This is a genomic window from Acetobacter sacchari (assembly GCF_017377715.1).
Lineage (GTDB): Bacteria > Pseudomonadota > Alphaproteobacteria > Acetobacterales > Acetobacteraceae > Acetobacter > Acetobacter sacchari.
This window is the reverse complement of the sequence record NZ_JAFVMF010000038.1, coordinates 1-16631: the sequence shown is the minus strand read 5'-3', so window position 1 is coordinate 16631 and position 16631 is coordinate 1. Positions and strand designations below refer to the sequence as shown.

The following is a 16631-nucleotide window of genomic DNA, read 5'->3' as shown; positions in this document are numbered from 1 at the left end:
CGTCCACATCCAGAGCTTGAATCACATCAGACCGATTTTCCAAACAGGCTCTAACAGCCACCCAGTTGCAGCTAACCGCACACGTATTCATGTGGAGTGCTGAGTGTGCAGTGAATATTTCGAAATCGTGGTAAAGATATTTTATCTTTAATAGATAAAAATTATCTAGTTAAGAGTAAAATAAACAACCAAAAATCGAATATATTCAGTTTTTTTCTTTCATATAAAAATCATTATCTTTATTTTCTTTTACCAAATACGGCCTTTTTGTGGAAATTCGTTGACATCTGCGTGTGCGGCGGCTTATTAACAACGCATATCACAGTTTCTGCATCGCTATTCATGGCGATGCCACGTCAATGTTGTCCGTTGACGTGACTTTCCGAAACGAGGCTTTCGCCTTTACGCGAAGCCGTGCGCTGCAACCTGCTTTGACCGCGTGTCGGCGGGCCGGGATATGCATGTCCGATTTTGCAGTCGCTTAGTCAAGAAAGACAGATTTTTGTCAGGCGCAATCACAAGTCAACGCCGGGGTATTTCCGGTGTTCTGGGTATCCCGTCATCTCTTTTCTTCGGATTTGTCGGCCTCCTCCTCTTCATGGTCGGCGACGGCGTGGAGGCGGGCTATCTCGATACATTCATGCTGCATCATGGCCACACTCAGGCGGACGTGAATCTTCTTTTCACGACCTACGGGGTTACCGTCATGATATCGGCGTGGCTGTCAGGCCCACTATCAAATCTGTATGGCCCGCGCCGCACGATGTGGGCCGGTCTGATTATGTGGGCTGCGCTTGAAGTGGGATTCCTCGCGCTGGGGCTTGGTCCAGATAATTTCGCAATGACCCTCACGTTCTATACTCTGCGTGGCTTCGCGTACCCGCTGTTCGCTTACGGGTTCCTGGTCTGGATCGCCGCAGCTACGCCCGCTCGCATGCTTGGTTCCGCAGCAGGTTGGTTCTGGTTTTCGTTTTCTGCCGGTCTTCCAACGCTTGGCTCGCAATTCGCCCGGTACACCATTCCTTATATCGGAGAACTGGCTACGTTCTGGTGCTCGCTTGGACTGGTGATTGCGGGCGGTCTGATTGCGTTGCTGCTGGTGCGCGAACAGACGGGGTCACATCCTTTGATCAAGAAACCTGTCGACAAAAAGGACGTGTTTTTTGGTTCGATCAGCATTATGTGGCGCGAGCCGAAGACCTTGGTCGCGGGTGTCATCAGGACTGTCGATACGTCTTCGGAATATGCGTTTCTGGCGATCATGCCTGCGTTCTTCGTGGATGTTCTTCATTACACGCAGGCGCAATGGCTGGATTTGCTGTCGATCATCTTTCTTGGAAATATCCTGTTTAACCTTGTGGCGGGTATGGTCGCCGACAAGTTGGGACATCGTTTCGTAGTCGCCGTTTTCGGTTGCGTCGGGTCGTGCCTCACAATTCCTCTCTTCTACTACACGCCGATCTGGTATCCGGGTAATTTCATGCTCGCGGCCCTTGCCGGCTTTATCTATGGCGGCACCGTCGCTGCGTTCGTCCCGATGTCAGGTCTCATGCCGTTGATCGTTCCTAAAGAAAAAGCTGCAGCGCTTTCGATTTTGGGTCTTGGCGCAGGGGCCAGCACGTGGGTCGGTCCTGCAGTTGTGGGCGTCTGTGAGTCCTGGTTTGGCCTTGGACTGGAAGGCGTGATCTGGACCTTCTCCGGCCTCTACCTCGCGGCAGGCGCGATGACGCTTTACTTGCGCATCTCACCTGAGGCGCACAAACATACGCGGATGCTCGAGGCTCGTGCAGAGAGAGAACTGCGCCTGCAAGAAGCGGCCTGAGTCCGGCAGGATGTCACGAAAGCCCAAATGGGCCTTCGTGACAGGGATGCGGAATTCTTTCTGACCCGATAAACTGGGCTTCACAGCATGCAGAGATCTGGATCACTGTACTGTATGGCGATTTCGTTCCACCTCTGCGGGACTGCATGAATCAGCTGCAATTGCTGTCTGGAGCGTCACCTTCTACGTGACGCTCCAGAAGTAAAGTAGTTAGATAGTTGGCGTGTCGTCGCCTTGGCCAATTTTACCTGACGCTGGACGCTGCCTTATGTGGGCACAGCGGTCATATCTACAAAAACGACACCGGGTCCACGTCCACATCGACCCTTACTCCGGCGCCAACTTTCACCTCCGCCAACCACTGCCGCAGGATAGGCTGCACGGCTATGGCGCGGCGAGTGCGCAATAAAAGACGGTGCCGGTGCCGACCACGCAGCAGTCCGAGTGGTGCGGGGGCGGGGCCAAGGACCTCGACGCCCGGCGCTTCAGGGGCGGCGCGACCCAGCCTTCGCGCAGTGTCCTGCGCCGCCTCCGGATTTTCCGAACTGACGATCAGAGCGGCCAGGCGCCCAAAAGGTGGCCAGAAGCCAGGCTGCCGCTGCCGGGCTTCCTCCTCCATAAATGTCCTAAAATCCCCTGACACCAGCGCCTCCATGACCGGATGCTCCGGCGCGTAAGATTGCAGCAGCACGCGCCCCGGCGCCTCCGCGCGGCCTGCGCGCCCCGCAACCTGATGCAGGAGCTGAATCGTGCGTTCGCCCGCGCGCAGGTCGGCTCCGCCAAGGCCGAGGTCCGCATCGACGACGCCGACAGTCGTCAGATGCGGAAAATGCCAGCCCTTGGCGACGATTTGCGTGCCGATGATCAGGTCTATCGCTCGCTGCGCGATGCGTTCCACTGCCTCTGCGATGGCGGCGGGACCGCCGACAGTATCGCTGGCCATGACCAGAACGCGCGCGTCGGGAAACGTCTCTTCAGCTTCTTCGGTGATGCGTTCTATGCCGGGACCTATGGCCGTCAGGCTGTGCTCCGCGCCGCACTGCGGGCAGGTCTCCGGTATCGGCTGGCGATAATCGCAGTGATGGCAGCACAGAATCTTGCGCTTACGATGCTCAACCAGCCAGGACGTGCAGTGCGGGCACTCCATACGCTGCCCGCACGCCCGGCAGAGCGTCAGCGGCGCATAGCCGCGTCGGTTCAGGAACAGCATCGCCTGCTCGCCGCGCGCGAGCGTCGAACCGATTTCGTCGATCAGGGCGGGCGAGAGGAAACGCCCGCGCGGCGGCGGCGCCATTCGCATGTCGATCAGTCGCGTTGTGGGCATCGCTGCGCCGCCATGGCGCGACGGGAGGACGAGGTGGCCGTAACGACCAGTCTCCACGTTGTTCAGCGTCTCCAGACTTGGCGTCGCGGAGGCGAGGACCACCGGCGCGTTCGCCAGACGGGCGCGGACGACGGCCATGTCCCGAGCGTTGTAGGTGACGCCTTCTTCCTGCTTGAAGGTCGTTTCATGCTCTTCGTCGACGATGATCAGACCCAGATCGCGAAACGGCAGGAACAGTGCGGACCGTGCGCCGACGACCACCCCCGCGGAACCGTCGCCGACCGCATTCCATGTCAGACGTCGCGCTCGCTGGCCGATTTCCGAATGCCACGTCGCGGGCGTCACGTCGAACCGTCGCGCGAATCTTTCCATCCATTGCGCCGACAGCGCGATTTCCGGCAGAAGCACCAGAGCCTGTCGACCGGCGGCGATGCACTCCGCCACGGCTTCCAGATAGATCTCGGTCTTGCCCGAACCGGTCACGCCCTCCAGCAAGGTGGCGCTGAACCGATGTTCTCGCGTCAGGGCGCGCAGCGCGGTGGCGGCGACATCCTGCGCGCCGCTCAGAACAGGCGGGTTGTGATCGGGGTTGGGCGCGGCGAACGGCGCGATCGGCCCCAGCAGGGCGGCGAGTAGTGCGCCCGCGTCCGCCAACCCGCGAATCACCGCAGCGCCGACGCCCGCGCGTCGGGCGAGTTCCGCACCGCTCAGGGGCGATTCTTCTTCCAGCGCGGCGAGGACGGACCGGCGCGCGGGCGTCATGCGCATCCCTTCGGGAAGCGTCGGGGCGGCGGCCCACCCGGAGCGCGGCCCGGCCTGCGTTCCAAGCAGATGGGGGCGCAGGGCCATCGCCAGCACCATGCCCGGCGGCGCAAGCGTGTAGGCGGCGACCCAGTCGATAAACCGCCGCAGCATTTCCGGCATGGGCGGCGCGTCGACGAGCGCGGAGACGGCGCGCAATCGGGAATCGGCGATCTCGGGCGGCGGCGGCGGGGTGAGGTCGGAGGGCAGTGGCGTCTGATCCCACACCACGCCGGTCTCGCACCGTCCGCCCAGAGGGACGGAGACGATGGCGCCGGGGCGCAATGAGTCTGCAAGCGCAGGTGGCGCGGCGTAATCGAGCGGGCAGGGAAATGGTAGCGGCAGAAGCACGGCCACGCGCTTTCGCGGCGGCTGGGGTTCCAGTAGGCTGGTTTGCGCCATGCCCTTGTCTAACCTCTCTCGTGCCGTCTGTCTTCTGTCCCGCGTCACGCGACGTGACAGGCGGCCCGCGTGACGGGTGAAGACGCCGTCGCCGCTTTTCTGTCGTGGCTCGCGGCGGAGCGCGGCGCTTCGCCTCGTACGATCGACGCCTATCGCGGCGATCTTGCGCTGTTTTTTTCTTTCATGACGGAGCATCGCGGCGCGCCGCTCGACTTGAGGGCGCTGGGCGCGTTGGGACTGCCCGACCTGCGGGCGTGGCTGGCGCACGAACAGACACGAGCGCTGACCCCGCATGGCGGACGCCCGGCGACGACGCGTGACCGCGCGGCCCGGTCACGTGCGCGGAGGGTGTCGACGCTCCGATCTTTCTTCAGGTTTCTCGACAGGCGCCTGAACGTCGAGAACCCGGCGGCGCAGCTTCTGGTGACGCCTCGCGCCAAGACGCCTCTGCCGCGCCCTCTCACGCGCGGCGACGCGGCAGAGGTCGCGCCCGGCGTTGCGGCCACCGAGCGGACACCCATGGCGCAGGCGCGCGACGAGGCGCTGTTCCTGCTGCTCTACGGCGCAGGGCTGCGTATTTCTGAGGCGCTGGCGTTGAATGTCGGAGATTTCGATGCGGCGCGCGCGGGCGGCTTTCTCCGCATTGTCGGGAAAGGAGGGAAGGAGCGTCTTGCTCCGCTTGTGCCTCGCGTCCTCGACGCCCTGACGCAGTGGCGGAGGGCGCATCCGTCTCCCGCCCGGGATGAGCCATTATTTCCCGGCGTTCGTGGCGGGCGTCTGAACCCTGCGGTCGCGCAGCGGGCGATGCGGGAATGGCGCATCGGCGAAGGATTGCCCGACCACGCCACCCCCCATGCATTGCGCCACTCCTTCGCGACGCATCTTCTGGAAGGCGGCGCCGATCTGCGTTCGATTCAGGAGTTGCTGGGACACGCAAGTCTTTCGACGATGCAGCGCTACACGCTGGCGGACGAGGCGCGGCTGCTGGACGTCTGGGAGCGCGCCCACCCGCGCGCGGCCTTGGGCGCGGCGGATGGCGCGGAAGGGCTTCGTGCAGGTGAAAAAGGAGAACCAGAGTGACGAACACGACCGCCGCGCCCCGCACGCCCTATCCGCCGATAGAACCCTACGCGCACGGTATGATGGACACGGGCGAAGGGCACCTCGTCTATTGGGAAAGATGCGGAAAGCCCGGCGGCGTGCCTGCGGTGGTGCTGCATGGCGGGCCGGGCGGCGGATGCACGCCGACCCAGCGTCAGCTCTTCGATCCGGAACGATACGACGTGCTTCTGTTCGATCAGCGCGGCTGCGGCCGGTCGACGCCGCATGCCTCGCTTGAGAACAACACCACATGGCGACTGGTCGACGACATCGAGCGACTGCGTAAAATGTGCGGTTTCGAAAAATGGCTGGTGTTTGGCGGTTCCTGGGGATCGACGCTGGCCCTGGCCTATGCCGAAACGCACCCGCAAAGCGTCAGCGCCTTGGTTCTCCGCGGGATATTTACCCTGCGGAAAGCGGAACTGCACTGGTATTATCAGGAAGGCGCTTCCTGGCTGTTTCCCGACAAGTGGGAACGTTTTCTCGAACCCGTGGCGGAAGATCAGCGTCACGACCTGATGTCGGCATACCGGAAACTTCTGACCAGTGAGGATGAAGAAATCCGGGGCAGGGCGGCCGTGGCGTGGTCTGTCTGGGAGGGCGAGACGATCACGCTTCTGCCCAACGAGGGATTCGCCACCCAGCACCGGGACCCGAGCTACGCGCTCGCCTTCGCGCGGATCGAGAACCATTACTTTGTCCACGCAGGCTGGATGGACGAGGGGCAGTTAATTCGGGACGTGGAGGCGATCCGACACATTCCGGCGGTGATCGTGCAGGGGCGATATGACACGGCCACTCCGGTTCGTACCGCGTGGGATCTGCATCGTGCATGGCCCGAAGCGGAGTTCGTAATGATCGACGACGCCGGGCATGCGGTGTCTGAGCCCGGGATCCTGTCCGCCTTGCTCGACGCAGTGGACCGTTTCGCAGACAAACTCTCCTGACAGGCGGCAGGGGCGCATTTTCGTGAAGATTCGACCCATGACGAAAATCGCGAAGGCCGATAAATGGCTGCGATCTTGCAGAGCGCTCCGCCGACTGCTGCCGGCGCGCGGGGCGCTCGTTGTGCTGGCGTTAGGGCTTACGCCGTTCGGCTCCAGAGCCGCGGAACGGTCGTGTGCGCCCCGCCTTCTGGCCGAAGCTCCCCTCCGCGACGATATGGGGTTCCTGTCAACGCCGGTGTCGGTGAACGGGCGCACGGTCAGCCTGGTGGTCGACACCGGGTCCGAGGGCAGTCTGATTTCTCCAGATTATGCACGCGAAATGGAATTGCCCGCGGACCCGCTCCGGAGCACGCGCCTCGCCGGGCCGGGGGGGGACGGTGGCGTGGCGCCGAACGTAATCGCGCGGAGTCTGCGGATCGGGGGACTGGAACTGGGGCCGGTCTCGCTTCCTATGGGTTTTTTACCCGCGCGACCGAACATTCACCCGCCGGTGGAGGGGCTGCTGGGTGGCGATCTGTTGTCGGGAGACGGCGCCGTGCTCTGGCATCCCCCTGTAGTAGCGCCTGCTGGCGGAGGGCGCGTCGACGCGCTCGAACTCGATGCGCCGGGCGGGAGAATGGCGTTCTGGACTGAGGGGGCGGCGGATACATGCGATCAGCCGCCCCGTGCCGAAGGCGGCTGGGCGCCTCTTCCTGCGGCACGGCGAGGGCGGCGGATTGTCCTGAAAATCAGGCTGGATGGTCACGACCTGACCGCGTTGCTGGACAGCGGCGCCCGGTCCCGAATCGTTTCCCAAGAGGCTGCTGCGGCACTGGGCGTCTCGAAAGACGCGCTGGAGCGAGATTCCGGCGGAACGACTGCGGGCGTGGACGGAAGGGCGTCGATCTATCGGTGGCACCGCTTTCACAGCCTGACTATCGGCGGCGAGACCGAGTTGAACCCGGTCCTCACCGTGGCGCGGGTCTCCGAGCCGGTGGACATGCTGTTGGGATCGGACTGGTTCGCGCAGCGCCGCGTATGGATTTCCTATCGCGAGGGCCGCGTCTTCGTCGCCAACTTACGCAAGGCGTCCTCCGGGCGCTGATCTGGCGTATGGCTGCAAGGAAATTCACTTGTCACCCCGGCGGCGCTCTGACAGCTTGTTTTGATGAAAAAACGAAGCTCCCGATCCGGTGTGGCGCCTGTTGTTCCCCGTGCGGCGTCTGCGCTTTGCGCCAGTTGGAGTGTAGCCCGTAGATGAACGGGCTTGCCGCGCCCTGCGACTGGCGGGTCTTGCGATGAGATCAGGATCGGATATGCACTGCCCGCAATGAACGAACGGATACGCGTGGCGACCAAAGCCTCGGCTCAGACTGTGACGGTTGGTCGTCGGCGCGACGTGCGACGTGCCTCCGCGGTATTGCGCCGATCCGAAGTCTGGCGGTCCCTGGCTATGCGGACCCTAAATTGAAGGTGAAGAGCTGAATGAGCATAGACGCGGTGAGCAGAAGCCCGGCAGGCGAAGGACCTTCCGCTGGCGCCACGCAGGGCGCTGGCGTGACGGAAGAAGGCTACCACAAGGGGCTTGGCAACCGGCAGGTTCAGATGATCGCCATTGGCGGGGCCATCGGCACGGGCCTGTTCCTCGGCGCCGGTTCAAGGCTTCAGGCCGCTGGCCCGTCGCTTGCGATCGTCTACCTCGTGTGCGGCGCGTTTTCGTTCTTCATTCTCCGTGCGCTGGGCGAACTGGTCATGTACCGCCCGACCAGCGGCAGCTTCGTCTCCTATGCGCAGGAATTTCTCGGCGACAAGGCGTCCTATGTCGCCGGGTGGATGTCGTTCCTGAACTGGGCCATGACCGGCATCGTCGATATCACTGCGGTCGCGCTCTACATGCATTTCTGGCCGGTTTTCGGCGGCGTGCCGCAATGGGTCTTCGCCCTTGGCGCGTTGTGCATCGTGACCGGAATGAATCTGATAGGCGTGAAGTATTTCGGCGAGATGGAATTCTGGTTCTCGCTGATCAAGGTCGTGGCGCTGGTGCTGTTCCTGATCGTCGGAACGGTGGTGCTTGGTTCGCGCATGCCGGTGGACGGGCATATGACGGGGTTGCATCTCATCACCGATAACGGCGGCTTCTTTCCGCATGGCGTGGCGGCGGCGTTGATCCTGACGCAGGGCGTGGTCTTCGCGTATTCGGGCATCGAACTGATTGGCACGGCTGCGGGCGAGTGTTCGGACGCCCGGACCATTCTGCCGAAGGCCATCAACAGCGTGATCTGGCGTATCGCGCTGTTCTATGTCGGCTCCGTCGTGCTGCTGGTCTGCCTGTTGCCGTGGACGGCGTATCACGCGGGCGTCAGCCCGTTCGTCACGTTCTTCTCGGCGCTGGGTGTGCCGGGCGTCGATACGATCATGAATATCGTCGTCCTGACGGCGGCGCTCTCCAGCCTGAATTCGGGTTTGTATTCCACCAGCCGCGTTCTTCGGGCGCTTGCGGTCGGGGGCTCCGCGCCTCGGTTCCTCGCCCACCTGAATCGCAGTTCCGTCCCTTCGGGAGGCATCTTTCTGACGGTTTCGATCTATCTGATCGGCGTCGGCCTTAACTACATCGTGCCCGCGCAGGTGTTCGAGATCGTCCTGAATTTCTCGGCCCTGGGCATTGTCGCCACCTGGATGTTCATCCTTGGCAGCCAGATCGCCTACCGACGTCTGGTGAAGCGTGGCGAGCGTCCGGCAAGCGCGTTCCCCATGCCCGGTGGTCAGGCGATGTCGTGGCTGACCATCGCCTTTCTCGCGGGTGTCGTGGTTCTCATGGCGTTTGATTATCCGGCAGGCGTCTTCACCATTGCGGCGTCGCCGTTGATCGCCGTCATGCTGTTCGTTGGCTGGCTGCTGGTCCGCAACAAGCCGCCAATGATGATGCCGGAGACTGTCCCGTCGATCGAACTGACGCGCCGTATTCTCGAGCACGAGCAGGATTAACACGTCATTTACGGCGCATGACGCTGGCGAAGATGCGCGCGTCGTGCAATTCTTGCGGCACTTGCCGGAGGGGCGGACGGCGGGTCGCCCGGACCTGCGCCTCTCCTCCGTGCGCCATCGGCTCGCGGGCGATGAAGGGTGACCCGCCCGGACGTTCAGTGTTCGGCACGCGCCGTCGACGCCGGTATCTGCGGGACGTCATGTCCCGGCACGCATCCTGAGTTCAGCAGAGAGAAACGTAAGATGTCCATTGAACGGATGAAAGAGCAGATGTCGAGCAAGGGCGGCTTCATCGCCGCGCTCGACCAGAGCGGCGGGTCGACCCCGGGGGCGCTGGCGCTCTATGGAATCTCCGAGGGCAGCTATTCCGGCGACGAAGAGATGTTTCGTCTGATGCATGAGATGCGTTGTCGCATCATCACCTCCCCGGCGTTCACGGGGGAGAAGGTGATCGGCGCCATTCTCTTCGAACGCACCATGGACGGGGAAGTCGAGGGCAAGTCTGTCCCGAGCTATCTGTGGAACGATCGCGGCGTTGTCCCTTTCCTGAAGGTCGATAAAGGGCTTGAGGACGAGAAGAACGGCGTTCGCCTGATGAAGCCGATCCCCGGTCTGGATGAGCTTCTTGCCCGCGCCGCGAAGCTTGGCGTGTATGGCACCAAGGAGCGTTCGGTCGTCAACCTGCCGGATCGCGAGGGTATCGCCGCGATCGCGGCGCAGCAGCTCAAGCTCGGCGAGCAGATCGCAGCGCACGGGCTGACGCCGATCCTTGAGCCCGAAGTGCTGATCAAGAGCCCGGACAAGAAGGGTGCCGAGGCGATCCTGCGCGAAGAGCTTCTCAAGGGTCTCGACGCGCTGCCGGGTGATTACAAGGTCATGCTGAAGCTGACGATTCCCGACGTGCCGGACCTTTATCTGGACCTCGTCAAGCATCCGCGCGTCGAGCGGGTCGTGACGCTGTCCGGTGGCTATCCGCTGGATGAGGCGTGCAAGCGTCTGGCCGCGAATCACGGTCTGATCGCCAGTTTCTCCCGTGCGCTGGTCGGCGACCTGAAGGTCTCGATGAGCGATGCAGAGTTCGATGCGGCCCTGAAGACCGCGATCGACAAGATCTACACGGCGTCCGTCGAAAAAATCTGAACCGCCCGTTTGGTTCTTCCGCTCCCGCCAACCGGCGTTCCGGTCTGGCGGGAATGCTTCGTCGTGTCGTCGACGCGCGGTTTTCTCCCCTGAAGCCTATTGCGCTCTGAAGAGCAGATCGAAGGAAGATCGTCCGTCGTCGGGCCGGGTTTTCTTCATTATTTTCTGTAAACTTCAGCTCTCTGGTTCCGTTGTGTGAGCCGTGAAAGTCCAGAGCTTGCCTGCCGCGTACTGAAACCGGACGTGGTTAATGTAATTTGATCGCAAGATTTGGAGTGTGGATGCACTCGCGAGCCGTCAGGAACATAGCGCCAGAAAAGAAGGCGTATATATGTTCTGCATTCAGGGGCTCGACGCGAGCGAGTTCACGTGGCTTTCCAGACTTTCGGATGAGGAGCTGTCAGTGATCGGCGCAAGGCGGTGCGTGGTTGACGCCCAGCCGGGAGTTCCCGATCGCATCGAAATTCGTGATCTTGAAATCGGGGAAAACGCTATTCTGCTCAATTACGAGCATCAGCCCGCCGTGATGCCGTACCGGTCGCGGCAAGCTATTTTCATTAAAGAAGGCGCAGCGTGCGCGGCCAACATAATCGACACGATCCCGGAAGCCATAAGAATCCGTATGATTTCGCTGCGGGCGTTCAATGTGGCGGGGGAGATCATCGACGCCGATCTCTCCGAGGGGACCGATCTGCAGCCGCTGATCGAGCGTTTCTTCGCCAATCCGGACGTGTCCTATCTCCACGCACATTATGCGAAGCGGGGCTGCTACGCCGCTCGCATCGTTCGGGCCTGAGAAGCGGCGACGTATCTGACTGAGGGCGTCGAAACAGGCGGAACTTTCCGCGCCGCTTCGGCGTCATCAGTCTGAGGCTGTGGTTACGCTGCAACCCGTTCAAGCCTGCGCGACGACGGTGGGCCGCCGGATTTTGCGCGTCAGGCCAGCCGAAGGCGGGCAGCGATCCATATGCAGTGAATATGGATCGTGCGATTTCCATATAGTAGTAAGATGAGATCGACGACGCCACACTCCACGCAGATGTCGATCCCGCCGGGGATCAACGCAAGGACAGGGAGCGTCTTTCATGACCACAGAGAAATTCACCGTCGGGCATTACTTGTCCGCGCGTCTCGGGCAGATCGGCCTTAAGGATCATCTCGCCGTCGCAGGCGATTTCAATCTTGTCCTTCTGGATCAGCTTCTGGAAGAGGGTTCGACTCGCCAGATCTACAGCTGCAATGAGCTGAACTGCGGCTACACGGCTGAAGGTTATGCGCGCGCCAACGGCGCCGCAGCGATGATCGTTACGTTCAACGTCGGCGCCTTGTCCGCCGTGAACGCCATCGGCAGCGCTTACGCCGAGAGCCTGCCCGTCATATTCATCTCGGGCGGCCCGAACACCAACGATCAGGGCAGCGGTCATATTCTGCATCACACGATCGGCACGACCAATTACGGTTACCAGATGGAGATGGTCAGCCACGTCACCTGCGCGGCGGAAGTGATCCATTCGGCCGAGAATGCGCCGGCCCAGATCGACCACGCGATCCGCACGGCGCTGCGTCTGCGCAAGCCCGCCTATATCGAAATTCCCTGCAATCTCGCTGGCGCCCCCTGCGTGCGTCCGGGGCCGGTTTCCAGCCTTCTGGCCGAAGCGACGCCGGACCGTGTGAGCCTTGACGCCGCTGTGAAAGCCGCAGGCGAATTCCTGTCCGCACGCGAAAAGGTCGTCATCCTTGTCGGCAGCCGCGTTCGCACGCTGGGTTCGCTGGAGCCGATCGTGGCGCTGGCCGAGCGCGTTGGCTGCGCCGTCACTGTCATGGGCGCCGCGAAGAGCTTCTTCCCTGAGGATCATCCGCTGTTCCGCGGCGTTTACTGGGGCGAGATCAGCACGATGGGCGCGCAGGAACTGGTGGAGAGCGCGGACGGCGTGGTCTGCCTCGCGCCGATCTTCAACGATTATGCGACGGTGGGATGGCAGTCCCGTCCGAAGCCAGAAGACACACTGCTTGCTGACCTGAACGAAGTTACCGTCGATGGCCGCAGCTACGCCGGTTTCCATCTGGGCGCCTTCGTGTCTGCGCTGGCTGAGAGCGCGCCGCGTCGTCCGGCGACCGGACAGACTGCGAAGCCCGCGCCGGATGTCATTCCTGCGTCGAAGCCTGATGCGGCGCTGACGAATGATGAGATGGCGCGCCAGATCAACGCTCTGGTCGACGGCAACACCACCCTGACGGCCGAGACCGGCGACAGCTGGTTCAACGCGGTCCGCATGAACCTGCCGGGCGGCGCCAAGGTCGAGAGCGAGATGCAGTGGGGCAGCATCGGCTGGTCCGTCCCGGCCGCGCTTGGCGGCGCATACGCGGCTCCGGATCGTCGTCACGTGCTAATGGTCGGAGACGGCTCGTTCCAGCTAACGGCGCAGGAAGTGGCGCAGATGGTCCGCTACGAAGTTCCGGTCATCATCTTCCTGGTGAACAACCGTGGCTATGTCATCGAAATCAAGATTCATGACGGCCCTTACAACTACATCAAGAACTGGGACTACGCAGGCCTGATCGACGCATTCAATGCGGGCGAGGGTCATGGTCTGGGCCTGCACGCGCATAACGGCGCGGAGCTGGCCGAGGCGATCGAGAAGGCCAAGGCCAACACGCGTGGCCCAACCCTGATCGAGTGTCATATCGGTCAGACAGATTGCACCGACATGCTGGTTCGCTGGGGCAAGAAGGTCGCCGCCGCGAACAGCCGCCCGCCCGCCAAGGCGTAAATCGGGTCTGGCTCCGGGGCGGCGAGCCGCCCCGGAGCACGGTACGGTGATCGCGAGGCTCGCCAATTCTGAGCCAGATTTTCGACCGCGTTTATCCAGTCCTATCGCGACTGTTATTCACCTCCCCTATATTTGCCTCGTCTGCATGATCACTGCGCATGGATAGTTGGCCTTCCGAGGCGGCCATATTGCGCTAGTGTCATGCCGTGTGGCCAGAAGTGGTCAAAGAGGCGCGCATCTTCAAAGACGCGCTGATGTTATGGTCGCAAAGAGGGTGGGTTGATGCGAGTTGGGCTGTTCGTGCCGTGTTACGTCGACGCGTTTCATCCGGAGGTCGGTCAGGCGACGCTGGAGTTGCTTGAGCGATTCGGTCTCGACGTCGATTATCCGTTCGACCAGACCTGTTGTGGTCAGCCGATGACCAACACCGGTTGCCACGAGGAATCGCGGGCCACCGAAGAACTCTTCGTAAAAAATTTCTCTGAATACGATTATATCGTGGCGCCTTCCGGCAGCTGCGTGAATCAGGTGCGACGTAACTTCACAGCGCTCGAACAGACAGAGGAAGTGACGGCAGTTCGCGCCAAGACATTCGAACTGGTCGAATTCCTGCATGACATTCTGAAAGTCGATGCTTTTCCCTGGGCTGAGTTTCCACATAAGGTAGCGCTGCATAATAATTGCAACGCCCTGCGCGGCCTGAGCATCGCCAGCATGTCGGAGCTTCGGAACGAGCGTTTCTCCAAGCCAAAAGATCTGCTTGGAAAGGTGCGGGGGCTGGAATTCGTCGATATCGCTCGCCCTGATGAATGCTGTGGCTTCGGCGGCACCTTTTCGGTGTTCGAGGAAGGGATTTCCTCCCGCATGGGGCAGGACAAGGCCCGCGATCAGGCGCGGTCAGGCGCCGACTATGTCACCTCGTCCGACAGTTCCTGCCTGATGCATCAGGAAGGGTGTGCGCGGCGATTGCAGTTGGGTCAGAAATACATTCATATTTCCCAGATTCTGAACGGATCGCGGGCATGAGCGCCGCTACGCCACAGGCTCCGGCCGGTAAATCGCCAGAGGGGGCGCCGGAACATCTGACGCATGCGGCGGGAGCCAGCGTGACCATGCCGCCGCGTGGGCCTGAGGAGCAGCCCCGTGGTCCGGTGATCCGTCCTGGCCGCCCGGTCGATCAGTCCGGGGCCGCGAAGCGGTTCATGGCGGCGCCGCAGCATCTGGCCATGCACGATCAGCGTCTTTGGGATCTTCGTCAGAAGCGCGACCGGCAGATGCACGGGATCGAGGAATGGGAGGAGCTTCGGCAACTCGCCTCCGACATCAAGATGCACACGTTGACGCATCTTGATCATTACCTTGAGGAGTTCGAGCGCAACGCACTCGCCAATGGTGTGAAGGTGCATTGGGCGAAGGACGCGGGCGAGCATAACTCCATCGTCGTCGACATCATGCGCTCGCGCGGGGCGAAGCGCCTGATCAAGAGCAAGTCTATGCTCACGGAAGAATGCGGCTTTCGCGAATACGCGGCGGAGCGTGGTGTCGAGGTCATCGAGACCGATCTGGGCGAGCGGATTCAGCAGCTTGACGACGAAGCGCCGAGCCATGTCGTGGTGCCGTCCGTGCACAAGCTACGAACGGACGTCGCCGCCGTCTTCGCCCGCACGCTTGGCACCGATCCAGATAACGCCGACGCCAATTACCTCGCCGAGCAGCAGCGCGAGACGACACGCCCGCTTATCCTGAGCGCTGACGCCGGCATGACCGGCTGCAATTTCGCGGTGGCGGAAACCGGATCGGTTGTGGTGTGCACCAACGAAGGCAATGCGGATCTGTCGGCCAACACGACGGGCCTGCATATTGTCTCCATGGGCATCGAAAAGCTTATACCCAAGCTGGAGAATCTCGCTGTCTTCGTGCGTCTTCTGTCGCGCAGCGCCCTGGGTTCGCCGATCACACAGTACACGTCGCATTTCCGTGGACCGCGCAAGGGCGGGGAGATGCATATCGTGCTGGTCGACAACGGCCGCACCGATCGTCTCGGCATGGAGCAGTTCTGGACGTCCCTGAAATGCATTCGTTGCGGCGCGTGCATGAATACGTGTCCGGTGTTCCGCAGGTCTGGCGGGTTGAGCTACGGCGCGACCTACGCTGGTCCGATCGGACTGATTATCGACCCGACATTCAATCGCCACAAATATTCGACATTACCTTTTGCTTCCACGATGAATGGAAGTTGCACGAACGTCTGTCCGGTGAAGATCAACATTCACGAACAAATCGCGGGCTGGCGTAAGGTGCTCTCTGAAAATCACGAGATTCCGGCGTTCAAAAAAAACATGATGAAGGCGGCAGGCGCGATCCTGTCATCGCCGCGCCTGTATCGTGCGAGCCTGCCGCTGGCCGACAGCGCGCTGCGGCATTTGCCCCGGTTCATCATCTATAACCGGATGAACACATGGACACGCGGTCGCGAGATGCCGCACACGCCGCGAGAAACCTTTCACCAGTGGTACAAGCGCGAGCGCGGCAAGGACGGAAAAAAAGGCAAGGGGAGCAACCCCTCGGCCAAGACGGGGGGAGATGCGTCGTGAGCGCCAGCAGCCGCGAGGCGATTTTTGCCGCCATCCGGGCCAATCGTCCGAAAGTCGAAGCCCCGCTTCCCGCTGTGCCGCTGTTCGACGTGAACGCCCCGGCCGATCTGGTCGCGGCGTTTACGAAGATGGTCGAGACGATGGGCGGCAAAATTCTGGAGCACGGCGAGGGCGACCCGATCGCCGCGTTGAGGGCTGCGGTCGCCGGTCGTGGCGTCGTCGCCAGTGCGGTGAAGGAACTGCCTGACGACGCCGCGCAGGGCGTTCGCGCCATTACGCCAGACATGGCGCCAACGTCCCTGGCGGATGTGGAGGTCAGCGTGGTCCGAGCTGCGTTCGGCGTCGCCGAGACAGGTTCTGTGTGTCTGCCGGACAGCAGGCTGATTGTGAATACCGCTGGTTTTCTGGCGCAACATCTGATCGTGTTGCTCGACCCGACGCAAATTGTCGCTAATCTCCATCACGCTTACCGGCGACCCGAGTGGCGGCGGCACGCATACGCTGTTTTTCAGACAGGACCGTCCGCAACTGCGGACATTGAGGGCGTGCTGATCCATGGCGCGCAGGGCGTGCGCTCTCTGCGTGTGCTGTTCTGCCCCGAGACGTAGAGTCGAATATCAGAGAATGCGAGGAACGCCGACACGGCGTTACGAAAGCTGTCACGCGCTCCTGTCGGGTGGACGTGTCCTGCCGTGCGAGCTAGACGATATCGAACGCACGAACGCACGAACGCACGAACGCACGAACGCACGAACGCACGAACGC

Annotated in this window: 12 protein-coding genes; 11 read left to right on the top strand and 1 reads right to left on the bottom strand. The window is 61.9% G+C overall.

Features of this window, described 5'->3' with window-relative positions:
- Window positions 1-502 precede the first annotated feature (502 nt).
- Complete coding sequence (locus J2D73_RS19525; RefSeq protein ID WP_086643810.1) at window positions 503-1822, top strand: MFS transporter; 1320 nt, start codon at window positions 503-505, stop codon at window positions 1820-1822.
- Window positions 1823-2111: 289 nt separating this feature from the next.
- On the opposite strand, the gene J2D73_RS19520 is transcribed toward J2D73_RS19525, so the two are convergent.
- Complete coding sequence (locus J2D73_RS19520) at window positions 2112-4349, bottom strand: primosomal protein N' (RefSeq protein ID WP_207884027.1); 2238 nt, start codon at window positions 4347-4349, stop codon at window positions 2112-2114.
- A 69-nt stretch (window positions 4350-4418) separates the two neighbouring features.
- Here J2D73_RS19520 and J2D73_RS19515 point away from each other — a divergent pair, with 69 nt between their 5' ends.
- From J2D73_RS19515 to J2D73_RS19470, 10 genes are all read left to right on the top strand, one after another.
- The gene (locus J2D73_RS19515) at window positions 4419-5429 is read left to right on the top strand and encodes a tyrosine-type recombinase/integrase (RefSeq protein ID WP_207884025.1); all 1011 of its coding nucleotides are present in this window, start codon (window positions 4419-4421) and stop codon (window positions 5427-5429) included.
- Window positions 5426-6397 carry a prolyl aminopeptidase gene (pip, locus tag J2D73_RS19510; RefSeq protein WP_408736866.1) on the top strand — a complete coding sequence of 324 codons (972 nt, stop codon included), beginning with the start codon at window positions 5426-5428 and terminating at the stop codon, window positions 6395-6397. Before J2D73_RS19515 ends, pip begins: the two co-directional genes overlap by 4 nt.
- A gap of 37 nt (window positions 6398-6434) precedes the next feature.
- A complete protein-coding gene (locus tag J2D73_RS19505; protein ID WP_207884024.1) occupies window positions 6435-7481 on the top strand; it encodes a retroviral-like aspartic protease family protein in 1047 nt (348 codons plus the stop codon).
- A gap of 395 nt (window positions 7482-7876) precedes the next feature.
- On the top strand, window positions 7877-9361 hold the full coding sequence (locus J2D73_RS19500; protein WP_408736867.1) for an amino acid permease: 1485 nt from the start codon (window positions 7877-7879) through the stop codon (window positions 9359-9361).
- Between the two features lie 243 nt (window positions 9362-9604).
- Entirely contained in the window at window positions 9605-10501 is an 897-nt protein-coding gene (locus tag J2D73_RS19495; protein ID WP_207884029.1) for a fructose bisphosphate aldolase, read from the top strand.
- 331 nt (window positions 10502-10832) lie between these two features.
- The gene (locus J2D73_RS19490; protein ID WP_207884022.1) at window positions 10833-11297 is read left to right on the top strand and encodes a DUF1203 domain-containing protein; all 465 of its coding nucleotides are present in this window, start codon (window positions 10833-10835) and stop codon (window positions 11295-11297) included.
- Window positions 11298-11586: 289 nt separating this feature from the next.
- On the top strand, window positions 11587-13272 hold the full coding sequence (locus J2D73_RS19485) for an alpha-keto acid decarboxylase family protein (protein WP_207884021.1): 1686 nt from the start codon (window positions 11587-11589) through the stop codon (window positions 13270-13272).
- A 282-nt stretch (window positions 13273-13554) separates the two neighbouring features.
- Complete coding sequence (locus tag J2D73_RS19480; RefSeq protein WP_026398869.1) at window positions 13555-14298, top strand: (Fe-S)-binding protein; 744 nt, start codon at window positions 13555-13557, stop codon at window positions 14296-14298.
- A complete protein-coding gene (locus tag J2D73_RS19475; protein ID WP_207884020.1) occupies window positions 14295-15866 on the top strand; it encodes a lactate utilization protein B in 1572 nt (523 codons plus the stop codon). Before J2D73_RS19480 ends, J2D73_RS19475 begins: the two co-directional genes overlap by 4 nt.
- A complete protein-coding gene (locus tag J2D73_RS19470) occupies window positions 15863-16474 on the top strand; it encodes an LUD domain-containing protein (protein ID WP_207884032.1) in 612 nt (203 codons plus the stop codon). The genes J2D73_RS19475 and J2D73_RS19470 overlap by 4 nt, the downstream gene beginning before the upstream one ends.
- Window positions 16475-16631 lie beyond the last annotated feature (157 nt).

Bases quoted from the DNA above. Each gene is read 5' to 3' on its own strand.
- J2D73_RS19520 (WP_207884027.1), bottom strand. From the start codon at position 4,349: ATGGCGCAAACCAGCCTACTGGAACCCCAGCCGCCGCGAAAGCGCGTG.
- J2D73_RS19505 (WP_207884024.1), top strand. From the start codon at position 6,435: ATGACGAAAATCGCGAAGGCCGATAAATGGCTGCGATCTTGCAGAGCG.
- J2D73_RS19495 (WP_207884029.1), top strand. From the start codon at position 9,605: ATGTCCATTGAACGGATGAAAGAGCAGATGTCGAGCAAGGGCGGCTTC.
- J2D73_RS19490 (WP_207884022.1), top strand. From the start codon at position 10,833: ATGTTCTGCATTCAGGGGCTCGACGCGAGCGAGTTCACGTGGCTTTCC.
- J2D73_RS19485 (WP_207884021.1), top strand. From the start codon at position 11,587: ATGACCACAGAGAAATTCACCGTCGGGCATTACTTGTCCGCGCGTCTC.
- J2D73_RS19480 (WP_026398869.1), top strand. From the start codon at position 13,555: ATGCGAGTTGGGCTGTTCGTGCCGTGTTACGTCGACGCGTTTCATCCG.
- J2D73_RS19475 (WP_207884020.1), top strand. From the start codon at position 14,295: ATGAGCGCCGCTACGCCACAGGCTCCGGCCGGTAAATCGCCAGAGGGG.